This window comes from Paenibacillus sp. CF384 (assembly GCF_900106745.1).
Taxonomy (GTDB): Bacteria; Bacillota; Bacilli; order Paenibacillales; family Paenibacillaceae; genus Paenibacillus_Z.
Window position 1 is genome coordinate 121395 of sequence record NZ_FNNV01000014.1, and the last position, 11944, is coordinate 133338.

12 protein-coding genes are annotated in these 11944 nt (G+C 48.4%); 3 read left to right on the forward strand and 9 right to left on the reverse strand.

Annotated elements, in window-relative coordinates; all coding sequences use genetic code 11:
• Positions 1–42: 42 nt before the first annotated feature.
• The 5 genes from BLW29_RS21415 to BLW29_RS21430 form a co-directional block, all read right to left on the reverse strand.
• Positions 43–504, reverse strand: coding sequence for a small multi-drug export protein (locus BLW29_RS21415; RefSeq protein ID WP_090983362.1), 462 nt, complete (start codon positions 502–504; stop codon positions 43–45).
• Positions 505–517: 13 nt separating this feature from the next.
• Complete coding sequence (locus BLW29_RS21420) at positions 518–874, reverse strand: iron chaperone (protein WP_143044445.1); 357 nt, start codon at positions 872–874, stop codon at positions 518–520.
• A gap of 15 nt (positions 875–889) precedes the next feature.
• Complete coding sequence (locus tag BLW29_RS21425; protein WP_090983364.1) at positions 890–1366, reverse strand: DinB family protein; 477 nt, start codon at positions 1364–1366, stop codon at positions 890–892.
• 416 nt (positions 1367–1782) lie between these two features.
• Positions 1783–1920: a hypothetical protein gene (locus tag BLW29_RS31505; protein ID WP_177186743.1), complete on the reverse strand. Its 138-nt coding sequence runs from the start codon at positions 1918–1920 to the stop codon at positions 1783–1785.
• Between the two features lie 163 nt (positions 1921–2083).
• Entirely contained in the window at positions 2084–2458 is a 375-nt protein-coding gene (locus tag BLW29_RS21430; protein WP_090983366.1) for a hypothetical protein, read from the reverse strand.
• A gap of 195 nt (positions 2459–2653) precedes the next feature.
• Here BLW29_RS21430 and BLW29_RS21435 point away from each other — a divergent pair, with 195 nt between their 5' ends.
• From BLW29_RS21435 to BLW29_RS21445, 3 genes are all read left to right on the forward strand, one after another.
• The gene (locus BLW29_RS21435; protein ID WP_090983368.1) at positions 2654–3115 is read left to right on the forward strand and encodes a Calx-beta domain-containing protein; all 462 of its coding nucleotides are present in this window, start codon (positions 2654–2656) and stop codon (positions 3113–3115) included.
• A gap of 88 nt (positions 3116–3203) precedes the next feature.
• Positions 3204–4100: a hypothetical protein gene (locus BLW29_RS21440; RefSeq protein ID WP_090983370.1), complete on the forward strand. Its 897-nt coding sequence runs from the start codon at positions 3204–3206 to the stop codon at positions 4098–4100.
• Positions 4101–4127: 27 nt separating this feature from the next.
• Positions 4128–4343, forward strand: coding sequence for a helix-turn-helix transcriptional regulator (locus BLW29_RS21445; RefSeq protein ID WP_256208780.1), 216 nt, complete (start codon positions 4128–4130; stop codon positions 4341–4343).
• 15 nt (positions 4344–4358) lie between these two features.
• Here BLW29_RS21445 and BLW29_RS21450 read toward each other — a convergent pair whose 3' ends face one another.
• The 4 genes from BLW29_RS21450 to BLW29_RS21465 all read right to left on the reverse strand — a co-directional run bounded on the left by BLW29_RS21450 (position 4359) and on the right by BLW29_RS21465 (position 11920).
• Positions 4359–6368: a hypothetical protein gene (locus BLW29_RS21450; protein ID WP_090983374.1), complete on the reverse strand. Its 2010-nt coding sequence runs from the start codon at positions 6366–6368 to the stop codon at positions 4359–4361.
• An 18-nt stretch (positions 6369–6386) separates the two neighbouring features.
• The gene (locus BLW29_RS21455; RefSeq protein WP_177186745.1) at positions 6387–7307 is read right to left on the reverse strand and encodes a helix-turn-helix domain-containing protein; all 921 of its coding nucleotides are present in this window, start codon (positions 7305–7307) and stop codon (positions 6387–6389) included.
• A gap of 102 nt (positions 7308–7409) precedes the next feature.
• Positions 7410–9941 carry a glycosyl hydrolase gene (locus BLW29_RS31880; RefSeq protein WP_090983378.1) on the reverse strand — a complete coding sequence of 844 codons (2532 nt, stop codon included), beginning with the start codon at positions 9939–9941 and terminating at the stop codon, positions 7410–7412.
• 215 nt (positions 9942–10156) lie between these two features.
• Positions 10157–11920, reverse strand: coding sequence for a sensor histidine kinase (locus BLW29_RS21465; protein WP_090983380.1), 1764 nt, complete (start codon positions 11918–11920; stop codon positions 10157–10159).
• Between the last annotated feature and the right edge of the window lie 24 nt (positions 11921–11944).

Consider the following 11944-nt stretch of genomic DNA (forward strand, 5'->3'; position numbering starts at 1 on the left):
CAGTTGAACCAAGGCCGTTTCATTCTGTCTCAGGAAAGTTTGTTAAATAAATTCAAAACCGAAATACGCGGCTGCCGCAAATAGAATCGTCCAGAATGCAAGGCTCGTCGTCATCCAGACGAGAACGTTTTTGCGCGGGGCTTTAAAAATCATGGCGAACACGACAGCGACTTCCGTTCCAATTATCAGCGGACCGATTATGGCCAGTCCGGGCAGTCCATATTTGACGAACACTTGATGAGCCCGTTTGCTCTTCTTACTCTCCTGCGATTGCCTTTCGTCGACATTACGTTTGTTGGCCCTCCACTCCTGCCACCTATGGAATAATAGGATCATCAACAGCACGGTTAGCCAGTTGCCCGTAAAAGCAAGAATCGTTGACCAAATCGGGTTCAAACCTAGCGCAATAGCCAACACGACAATCGCCGCCGACTCTATCCAGGGCAGTGCCGACAAAACGAATACCGCCAAGTAAGACCATTCTTTCAGATAATCCTCAAGCATTCGATGACCCTCCTTACTTCGCTTGGTTCTCGTTAACGCGGAACACTACGATTCTCTTGATTAAATCGTAGGGCAATGGCTTGTTAAGAGGAAATTGTACCGATCCCTTCGCCATTTTATAAGGTGACAGTTCCTCTTTAAACCGTTCAATTCCACTGGGCGTAGGATAGAATCCGATATGTTTCTCGAACGCTGCAAAATGCACCAAGTTTCCATTCAACGCGAATGTCGGCATTTGATAGCTGATCTTCTCGGTCGCGCTTGGGGCACAATCGTGAATGAGTTGTCTCAGCTTGGTAAGGATCTCTTGTCTCTCTTCGCTAAACTGTGCAATATAGTCGTCTATTGTGCTGATTCGTTGTTTCTCCATTCTTCGTCCTCCTCCTTAAGACTGTTTTTTCAATACCATCAGTTGCCCGATATGGTACGCATTATGGATGCACAAGTTTGAAATAACACCCCACCACTGAGCATTAAAGTAGGATGGAATTCTTCTTTCCAGTTTGGACTCCTCGCAATTCCTGATCGTATCTCGCCATTCTAAAAAACTCTGATTTAATCGCTCTCTGGCTTCGTTCCAACCCGCTTCATCTATCTTCGTATAATCCATTTTGAACGTTTCATCATTTTCTATAGTATGCTTCTCGATAACTTCATCGTTAACAAACCGTCTTAGCCACATTTCATTCCAGTAAATAAGATGGTTCACGATCTCCCAGATGGAACTTGAATGACCGCTTGTTTTCCGAGTTGCATCAGCTACCGATATATCATCTAATATTGTTGTTGAGGATTTAAACCAACTTTCATCGTTATGACAAGCTGCCAACTGATCGAGTAAAACGTCCCTCACGCTGGTCATCGTTACCACTCCCAGAAACAAAATTCTTATCTATTTATTACTCTGAATAAATGACATCTACCTATTCCCTATCAGGTTATTTTATAATTCGTTAAGCTGGCTAAAATATCCTTCCGTTTCCAATTCAGTTACGGCCTATTGATCCCTAACGGTTGCCAGAGTGGCTATTTCATGAAATGAACACCATCAAAAATTGTAACGGTTGTGAGCGTCGCTATTGTAGGCATAATGGTCACTTTCTAGCGAAAAAAGTCCAAATAAGCCCGCTGGAAACCGTTAGAAAAAATAAACGGGAAATTTATGCCAAATAACCACTCTCACAACCGTTACAGGTTGGACGCTGGCTAACACGCCGGTTTCTTGACGATCTGCAAACGTAAAAACGTCCTCATCGAGGACGTTTTATGCGCAGTCATTCACTTTGTAATGACAGCAATGATTTTATTCAAGGGCACGAATACTTTCGTTCCCAATAAGGTTCGCAGCACGACAATCCCGTTGCTTGCTTTGATGACTCTGCCTCCGATTTCTTCGGACGAAGCTGTTTTAAGCACGACGAATTTACCTCTCAGACGGTTCAATAGTGTTAGCGTAGCGCATATCCCCCTCTCGTTTACACTTATTCTATGAGAATAGGAACGATAGGGTTCGGGCTTGTACGATAGTGAAAAAGGTAGAGGCCCCTCAAACATTCTTGAGGTGACCCTACCCTATAGACTACTGAATGACATCCGCCGCCGGCAATGTAATATAGACAGCATTAATTTCACTTTTATTATCAATTAATGCTTTTGCAATTCGATGTCCTCCATCGATCAGATGCCCATCCGAACATAGTAATATAGGGTACTCCATGTTGGCGTTGATAATTCGCTGACAATGAAGCGCAACATTCCGTATCGTTGGAATGGGTGTATTCCTGCTGCCCGTAAACCAACAATCCTGATCAAGCTCCATGATGGAATCAATCTGGATTGGTTGTACCGGTAAGCTTTTAGATAACGCCCACAGCTTCTCTACGTCCCAGATATGCCGCTTTCCGTCAATTACCCTTCCGTGTTTATGCTTCATTCGTGAAAGTAACTCATCCATAGTTATCACCTCAGCTTGAAAGTTCGGGATTTGGACTCCTTTTTCCTGCTGCTACCGTTAACCTCCCGGCGCTTCGAACTGCTGCATTTGCTACATCCAATCGCTAGTAAAATACGATTGACACGTTACAATTAGTATCATACAATATATTTGGCTACAAATTGTATCAAAATAACTAGTTATGGAGGTTATTTCATGCTTCGTTCGACAGCAAGTTTCAAAAAGCTATCTTTCCTGTTTCTCGCTTTCTGCATGATCTTCCTGCTCGCAGCACCGCTTCAAGCATCGGCAAAGCCGCGCGATGAACCAAAGAAGCCCGGGAAACTAACCCTGTCTTCGCTTTATTACGAGGTAAATGAAAACCAAGGATCGATTACGATTACCGTTCATCGAATTGGCGGTAAGGACGGTGTCGTATCGGTAAAGTACTGCAACTGCAGTTTGACGGCCAAAGCCGGTGAAGACTTCAATCATGTTTCAGGCGTTCTCGTATTCGGTGACGGTGAAACGAAGAAAACGATCACGGTACCTATCGTTGACGATTCCAAGCCGGAATCACCGGAAGGTTTCAGCGTCTATTTGAAAGAACCTACCGGCGGAGCAACGTTAGGCCTCTTCGCTTCCTTCGTTACGATTCGGGATAACGACAAAAAGTGATTCGTTCTGACTGGGCGGCTCCGCGCAGCGGCATTAATGAGCTGAGCCGTTTGATTCACCACTCTCTGGATAGAAAGGGGCATCGTTCATGCTCAAACGAAGTATCGTACTCCTTCTTTCTCTATTAATTGTTCTATGTGCCGGAACAGCCGCCCATGCTCAAACGAACACCACAACAGCCGCAAACCCCGTTATGCTAACGCTGGATGAACAGCTCCAGCCCGGTCAGTTCTCTGTGACGTTCTCAAGACCGATCAGCCTGAAGCACCTTGAAGCGAATTTTACGATCCCGAATAAGAAAATCAAGTGGTATACCGAGCAGTACGGCGGGTACAACAAGTCCTATTACGGGGTTATCGACAATGCCGCCAAAGGACTCGGCTATCCCGTTAAGCTTGGCAAAGGGCTCGATCGGGCTAAAGCCGTCGATCTCAGCCTGTTGTGGCGCTCCGATTATATCGATGGGGAACTGGGTTTTTACCTGGAAATCGGTACATTCGAATTGACATCCACCATTAAAACCAGCGCAGAACAGTTCAAAAAATACATAAAAGCAAACGATGCGCTAGTAAACGTAGAGCCAGCTTCGGAGAATGATGGATTCCACTGGATCATCACAATCCCGCATGCAAAGCCTTCCGTAGATTACACGATTACATTTGCTAAACCCATTATTATTACAAATACCGTCTACAACTGGCGGCCCATTCCGGTTCAGATTACAGATGCTAATTCGGATCTGACTGCCGGCACGATTCAGCTTTCCCTTCACATGGATGCGGATCGGGAGCTGTCGCTTCGTGATTTTATCATTACGGCAACACGCAATGATAAGCTTATTAAGTTACAGAATGTAACCTACAAAGCAGGGATCCTTAGCTTCGCTCCGATTGCCGATCTCATGCCGGAAGACAAGCTGTCGATTCAAATTTTAGGCAATGCTTCAAGCAGCGTGTATGGAACCATCAAAGTAACGAATACGTGATGCTAAACTAATGGAGGGATTAAGTTGGTGTTACACCTTGGTAATACCATTGCAGAGCTTAGGGAATCCAGGGCAATAAAGCAAGAAGACTTAGCCAGAACGCTGGGGATTTCCAGATCTACGCTCTCGCATTACGAGAAGAACAGAAGGAAACCCCCACTCGATATTATCGTTCTATTAGCAACAACGTTTAATATTCCGGTGGAGCAAATTATTAACGCTCCTGCGAATCAGGAGATGTAGATCGGTATTCCGCACTTACAATTGCTTCTTAGTCAGCTCATACAATGCCGTGGACGCCGCTCCGCAGCCCCAATCGAAGATCGTAAATTCACCGACCGCCATACCATCGGAATGATTGACATTCTCCATATGAAAGCCATAATCGCTTTCCTTCATATGGGGATGAACTTGTTCGTACTTGGCCTTCACATCCCCGTTCTCCGGGCAGTACATCATATAGAACGACGCCTTCATCGCCCAATAGGCTCGATATCGATAGGCTTCGTCGCCGGTCGTTTCGTAGTAGCCCATGTAGATGCCGGCAAATAAGCTTTGTCTGGCGTCGTTCCATTCCGAGTCGCAGTTCATTACGCCGAAGCCGCCAACCGTAGGAACGCTGTGGAACGGCGGCTGCCAAATTTGCTGGTACAGCGATGCTTCAGCCAGCACGACTTGGCCTTGCTCCAGATAATGCGCTTGACCCGTCAGCAAATATAGATCGCGCATCGCTTCAGCCGTCCAGTACATGCCGAAATTACACTGGTTGTACAAGCCGCTCCTTGCATCGCGAACCCCCAGCTGCTTCTGCTCCCACATCCCGGCACATGACCAGTAGGTCTCGAAATCCTCCCAACGTCCTTCCGCTATCACATGCTTCTCCAAGAACGCCGCTGCACGCTTCGCTGCTTCTAGATACGCAGGCTCCGGCCGCAGTCGGTACAAGCTGCACAGCAGCATAATATGTGCCGCCGTTTCCGAGCTGACCGTCAGATACTCGGAGCCTTCCAAGGTCTGCGGATGAACCCAAGCCGGGAAGCTGCCGTCTTCTTCTTGCAGCGCGAGCAATGTATCTACATAACGATCCACGTAGCCCATAATCCGTTCATCTCTATTAATATCTCCATACCACTTCAGCAGCCAGATGCTTGTCCATGAACAATCTAGCAAATGAGCATAATCATTCTGTCCCTTTGGAACACGAGAGTGGGACATGATCCAGCGTCCATCCTCCCAGCGATTATCCGGTCCTGCCATATAACAAGCCGGGAACAACCCGTTCGTCTGCGGCGCTGCAAGCGCGAAAGCCAGCGACTTCTCCGCCTTCTGCATCCAGTCCGTTTTGCCCCACGCCTTTCCCCACAACCAGTAGCCATACGCGCTGCGAAGACTGCAGAACCAAGCCTGATTCCAGATGCTCTTCTTCTCGCGCCATACATCTTCATGCCCATAACCCGGCTGCTGCCTTGTCGTGACGATAAATACAACGCCGCCGACTTCCTGACCGTCCAGCTCAAATTGCTGCCAGGTGACCGATTCCCACCTTTCGAATGCCCATTCATAGGCATACTTGGTGTAGCGCTCCAGCTCTTTGATGCCGCTATCGGGTTCCACACCAGTCATTGCAGCTGATGCAAACCGTTCCCATAGGAAATGCTCGACCGGTCTATAGTCCCGCGGCACACTTGCTTCCGATTTAGCCCACTCCACTAAATAGAAGCTAAGCGTAATCGGCGTTTGAACGACCCGCGGCTGAGGCTCCAGCTTATAGTACGTATGTCCGGTCGCGCGATAATCCGAGACTCCATAATAGAGCGCATGCGCGGACAATTCATAATCCATAATGTGAGGAATAACCCGATTCGAAGCCAGATGTGCAAGATCCGGTATCAACGCGCACATCTTGGACTCGTTCTCCAGAATAATGGCCGGTGAGCGAAAAACAATATCCCCAATTGTCATCCCCTCTAGCGGGGTAAGATGAGTCTTCCAGCTAAGGTCAAGCTTGGTATCGACCGGCATCACCAGTTGAAATCCGCCTAACAAGCCTTCACTGCCAGCGCTTAGCCTCACCTCTACACGACTGCAGCGATATTCCGAGGTTATGCCCTGTTCATCCAGAATAGTTACACTGACTTTAGCGCCATTCTCGGATTCACCGCTCCATGCCCTGCGCATTTCATGCTCCTCAACAAGTTCATACTCGTTCCAACCCTCGTTCTCATACCATTTAAAACGGAGGTGATTTCCAATCCAGCTGTGTACCATCCAAGCTCCCCCTTGTCATTAGTCCTGACGCCAATTTTTTCGATAGGCGGTCGGAGAACACCGTTCAACTTTCTGAAAGCTTTGAAGAAATGTACTATAGCTATCGAACCCCGAGCGATAGGCAATCTCCGTAATCGAATGACGAGACAGCAGCAGTAATTGCTTAGCATGATTAATTCTATTTAGGAGCAGATATTCCCTTGGTGTACATTGAAAATATCGCTTAAATGTCCGATTAAAATGAAAATAGCTCAGCCCGCTCCGGTTAGCGACCTCCCTGATGTCCCGGATGCTGGCTAGAGATTCATCCATATACTGCTTAGCAAGCTGAAGCGCAGCCGGATACACTTCCCCCGATGCTTCCCCTCCCTTGCCTCTTCTATAAGCCAGTGCTTGAAGAAGCAGCTCATAAAGCAGCTTCGATATTTCATAATCTTGCTCCACAGTCGGTTCCGGCTCCTGCATAAGCGCAATAATGGCATCCATACAAGGCAGCAACGAATGCTTTAGGGCAGGAGAAGTCATGATAATCGTCCGATCAGTGAAATACAAATTCCACAGCTCCACGAGCGGCATGCCGTCAAACACAACGTATTTCAAGACGAACGGTTCTTCCGCATGCGCCTTATAGCCATTCGGGTAGCGCAAATCTTGAATAACGCTGTCCCCCTCGCATATCTCAATCCACTCCTTGCCTTTCAAGTACCATCCCTTCCCTGAAACCACATGTATGACTTCACATGCCGGATAGAAATCCCGAACGAGCTTATAGTTGCTCTTGGCGCAATAAATGCCGGAGAGCATGGCGTATAATAAGCGGGATCTTGTAAATTCACCGGGAGAAGCGATCCATTCCACATTCTGATTAATCAAACGCAGCTCGCTGCTTGCAGGCATGATCCCTTCAGCGAACGTTGATGCCATGCTTGTCATCACCATAATCATCCCTCCGGTTTGCTTCTAGCACAAAGAGACGCCAATGCATCTCCATGGCGTCTCTCTTGTCATTCCAGCGCATTACAGCGCGTTTACGTTACCTCATTAATTAAATACTTTGAACGCATCGAGCACGACAAAATAGTCAGAGGATGAACTATTCTTCGTACCGGTCACGACCAACTTAATCGTGTGCGATCCGCTGCTTAAGCCTGATTTCTCATACAGCACCGCCTGCTGCGGACCTGTTCCCGAGGTGTAGAGGTCCACCGTCGAATCGAGCACGCCATCGATATAAACCCCAACCTTGCCCAAGTTGTGCTGCTTGTAGCCAATCACTTGGATTTTGTTTCCCGTGAATGTAAACTGCGCATAATCATTTGTCGTTTTCGAATATTTCTCGGTATCTGCATAATCCCCGGTCCAGTTATCGAGCGTCCAGCTGCCGCTGTAGGTAATCGCCGAATCGCGATCATCTGTCGTCACGACCGTTTCTGAAATAACTGTGACTCTATCCGCTGTCACGACGTAACCTGATGAACCGGCATTCTTGGTCCCTTTCACGCGCACCTTCAAGGTATGCGCTCCGCTTGTCACCACCGGACTGGTCCAGAGCAGCGTGTTGTCGGTCCGTGTAGCTGAATAAAAGTCGACATCTACTTCTGTTCCCCCGTCGATGGATACGGCCGCTATACCGTGATGGGCATCTTTGCTGCCATAGAGCTTGATCTGTTTGCCGTTGAAATCGACTTGATAATAACTGTTTGTCGTCAGGGAATAATGATCGTCCCCGTTATAGGTCCCCGCTCCGGTAGACGTATTCCATGTGCCTACATACTCGAATTGATTCAGACCGGTGCCGGTTGTGGCATCATTGACGATTGTTTCGTTGCTGACCGAAGCCGTGCTCGCATTCAAAGTATTGCTCGCTGCGGATACATTGCCTGCTCCATCTTTAGCCTTCACAGTGAAAGAATAGGCGGTGCCGGCCGTTAAGCCTGTCACACTGAAGGACGTACTTGTCGTCGATCCCGCCAAGGTCGAACCTCGATAGACATCATAGCCGGTGACGCCGACGTTGTCGGTTGAAGCACTCCAGGACAAATTAATGGATGTCTGCGTCTGCGATGGCGACGTTAAGCTTGCCGGTGCCGTCGGTGCTTGGGTATCCGAATCGATGACGACACGGTCGGCGGTCACGACATAACCGGTGGAGCTTGCGTTCTTCGTACCCTTAACCCTTACCTTCACCGTATGGCTGCCTGCCGCCAGTGCCGGACTGGTCCAGATCAAGATGTTGTCGGCACGAGTACCGGCGTAGAAATCCACATCAATTTCCGTTCCTCCATCAATGGAAACAGCCGCGATGCCATGATGAGCATCTTTCGTTCCGTATAATTTAATGCCCGTACCGTTGAAATCGACTTGATAATAACTGTTTGTCGTCAGGGAGTAATGATCCCCGCCATTGTATTTCACGCTGCTGCCGGAGGTAGCCGTCCACGTTCCGACATATTCGAATTGGTTCAAGCCGGTACCCGTTACCGAGTCGTCAACCGTACCCGGTCCCCCTCCGCCAATACCGCCGGAGCCCGGTACTATGTTCACCTCATCGAGTGTCAGGACGCGTGAATCGCTGTAGAGCGCTTGGGTTTGCGCCGTTGTATTACCGTTCGTTAAGAATTCGCCCCAGGTCATGAACCAGCGATATTTGGTCTGCGACGAAGCTAGCGTAGACGGGTTTGGATGTTCGCCGCACTCGCCGATCGAAATGATCTTACCTTGCGACAACGTCTGCAGATCGTCATGGTAGCTCTGCTGATAATCATTGTTGTATACATCCACGGCGAGCACATCGACTTTATCAATGCCAGGGAAGTAGGTCGAATACGGAGCACCCCAAGGAGTGTTCGGCGTATTGGCATTCCACACCCAGATCAAGTTATTGAGGCCATGGTAGTTCGTAAACCGATCATACATAATGTCCCACAGCTTATAGTAATTGGGCTGCTGCCCCCACCAGAACCAGCCGCCATTCATCTCATGGAAAGGTCTCCACAGAACCGGCACGCCTGCATCCCTCAATTGTTCCAAGTAGCCAGCAACAAGATCGATGTTTGCTATCAGCTGATCATACTGCGTCGTTCCCGGCGTAACGATCTGGTTAAACTCGGTCTCGCTTGTACCTGCCTGCACGCATTCTGACCAGCAATAACCCGTTCCCGGCTTATTGGCGTGATACATCATCGTTACAATTCCACCGTTCTCATACCAGTCGATCGCACTGTCGACGACGGCTTGTCGCTGATCGTCCAATTGGGCTTCCGTCTGGCCGGAAATCGCACCCATCTCGTAGCCGTGAACGGCAGGATATTTGCCTGTTATGGCATAGACCTGATTCGTCCAATAATCCGGACTTTCGAGGAAATTGTGCTGGCCGGATAAGATGTTCGTTCCTTCAAGACTGTATAAGTAGGCCAGCAGATCTCTCGCCTCCTGCGATGCATTCGCATTGATAGGCGAGACAGCAGCAGCAGCCTTATCGGTGCTTGCCGCGTACATAATAGGTAGCGCAATTGCGGTGATCATGACTACGAGCAGCGTCTTCTTCAACCATCGTGAAACACTAGGAATCATCGTTTACCCCCCAATGAATGGTTTGCCAACTTGTGTCGTCAAGCATCAAACAGCCAGATCGTGTACATGCAAAGCAGCCGATAATTGGATACGCTCATCCTTGGATCATCATTCACCCCCATGGTCTTCCGTCAACCCAATCATAGATTCAGCAGCGCCCCCTAAACAATGTGACTGTACAACGAAATCTAGCACTTTGAACCGATTCCGGCCGCTCAGCCTGCCCTCACCACGGCCATGTCACCATCTTGGTCATAGAAGCATGGAATTTCAATATGTATGGACGTCCCCTCGCCTAACACGCTTTGAATTTGCACGCCATACGCGCTACCGCATTGCAGCTTTATCCTGTCATCTACATTTCGTATACCGTAACCGCCCTTGATTTCACGATTAAGCACACAATCGATCATTTCCTTGAGCATCCCTACACCATCATCGGAAATCGTGAATACGATTCGATCATTGTCTTTGTAAGCGTGAATATGGATATGGATATGGTCGCCGTTCCAGGCGTGCTGCAGCGCGTTTTCCACGAACGGCTGCAAAATCATTTTTACTGTGCTGTATGGCAGTACATCAGGATCAATTTCGGTGGTCACATCGAGGCCATCCGCAAACTTAATTTTCTGAATATCGATATACGTCTGAATCTGCTGGATTTCCCGGTCGACGGAGATGATCGTCTTGCCTTCGTTAAGCGACAGTCGATAGAACTTGGCAAGTCCCATGACCATTTGATGCAGCCGTTCGATTTCGCCGAACCGGGCAAGCCTGCTGATCGAGGATAACGTATTGTACAGGAAGTGAGGATTGATTTGCTCCTGCAGCAGGGTGAGCTCGGCTTCCTTCTTCTTTAAATTCGATAGGTACACCTCTCGGATTAACTCGTCTATGTCCTTGCCCATGTCATTGAAAGCTGCTGCTATTTGGGCGAATTCGTCATTTCCTTTATACGAGATCCGCTTGCGGAAATCGCCGCCTCGAATAGCATTTAAGGAAGCAATGATTTTGGTGATGCGGATGGAGAAAACACGGGATACCATGACACTTACAGCCGTTAAAACGAGGAAGCTGATCAAGCAGACCAGCACCGTGATTTGACGTACGGAATCGGCATTCGCAGCAAGCAGCTGCGTCGGAATATAGGCGACGATTCGCCAGTTGAGCCCGCCATCCAGCGGTTCATCTATCCGGAGATAATCCGATTTATCGCTGTCTGCTCCTTGCTCAAGCAGTGCGGTATTCTTGTCCCCGGAGGAAAAGAGCGGCCGATTCGCCCTATCGTAAACGACCAATGTCGCATGGTCACCGATTTTCATATAATCGATGGCATCGAATATTTCGCTCAGCTTCGCGGTAATGCGAATAAAGCCAATCTGATTGATCTTGGCATAATCGTTTAAATTACGGAGCAGCGAGATATTCCCGTACTGCTTATCCTCTGCGACTTGCAGCCACTTCACCTCTTGATTGGCTCCATAGATGGTTGAGACTTTCCACGGTTCATACCATGCTTCGCTTTCCAGCCGATCAAGCTGATAGAGGTTGTATCGCTTACCCAGCGCAAGCGGGTCCTCGTCTTCCGCCGTAAAATAATACTCCGGTATCGCCCTGTTCTTGATATACACCTGCATGTTAATATGCAGCGTCGATAAGTCAATCGCGTTCTGAAAGGTTGGCTTCAGATGCTTAGTCAATGTCTCATAGCTGCTCCAAGCATCCTCTTCTATGCTCAAGTTGCCCTGCAGCTGCTGATCCATATAAAGCTGGTCAGACACGCGTCCAACATCCTTGATTCGATACATGACGTTATCTTTCATTTGAAGCAGCGTTCCTTGGATATTCTGACGGGATTGCCTCTTGGCCGATTCTACCGAAGAATGATAGGAGAACGTGCCAATGATGATAACGGGCGTCATAATCAGAATAATGTAGGATACCATCAGCTTGAACCGGAACGACAGCTTATTCCCCATCCCAAATGGTCCTCCCTCTATTGA

Coding starts and splice junctions, on each gene's coding strand:
- BLW29_RS21415 (WP_090983362.1), bottom strand. CDS start 504: ATGCTTGAGGATTATCTGAAAGAATGGTCTTACTTGGCGGTATTCGTT.
- BLW29_RS21430 (WP_090983366.1), bottom strand. CDS start 2,458: ATGGATGAGTTACTTTCACGAATGAAGCATAAACACGGAAGGGTAATT.
- BLW29_RS21425 (WP_090983364.1), bottom strand. CDS start 1,366: ATGACCAGCGTGAGGGACGTTTTACTCGATCAGTTGGCAGCTTGTCAT.
- BLW29_RS21465 (WP_090983380.1), bottom strand. CDS start 11,920: ATGGGGAATAAGCTGTCGTTCCGGTTCAAGCTGATGGTATCCTACATT.
- BLW29_RS21440 (WP_090983370.1), top strand. CDS start 3,204: ATGCTCAAACGAAGTATCGTACTCCTTCTTTCTCTATTAATTGTTCTA.
- BLW29_RS21450 (WP_090983374.1), bottom strand. CDS start 6,368: ATGGTACACAGCTGGATTGGAAATCACCTCCGTTTTAAATGGTATGAG.
- BLW29_RS21435 (WP_090983368.1), top strand. CDS start 2,654: ATGCTTCGTTCGACAGCAAGTTTCAAAAAGCTATCTTTCCTGTTTCTC.
- BLW29_RS21420 (WP_143044445.1), bottom strand. CDS start 874: ATGGAGAAACAACGAATCAGCACAATAGACGACTATATTGCACAGTTT.
- BLW29_RS31880 (WP_090983378.1), bottom strand. CDS start 9,941: ATGATTCCTAGTGTTTCACGATGGTTGAAGAAGACGCTGCTCGTAGTC.
- BLW29_RS21455 (WP_177186745.1), bottom strand. CDS start 7,307: ATGGTGATGACAAGCATGGCATCAACGTTCGCTGAAGGGATCATGCCT.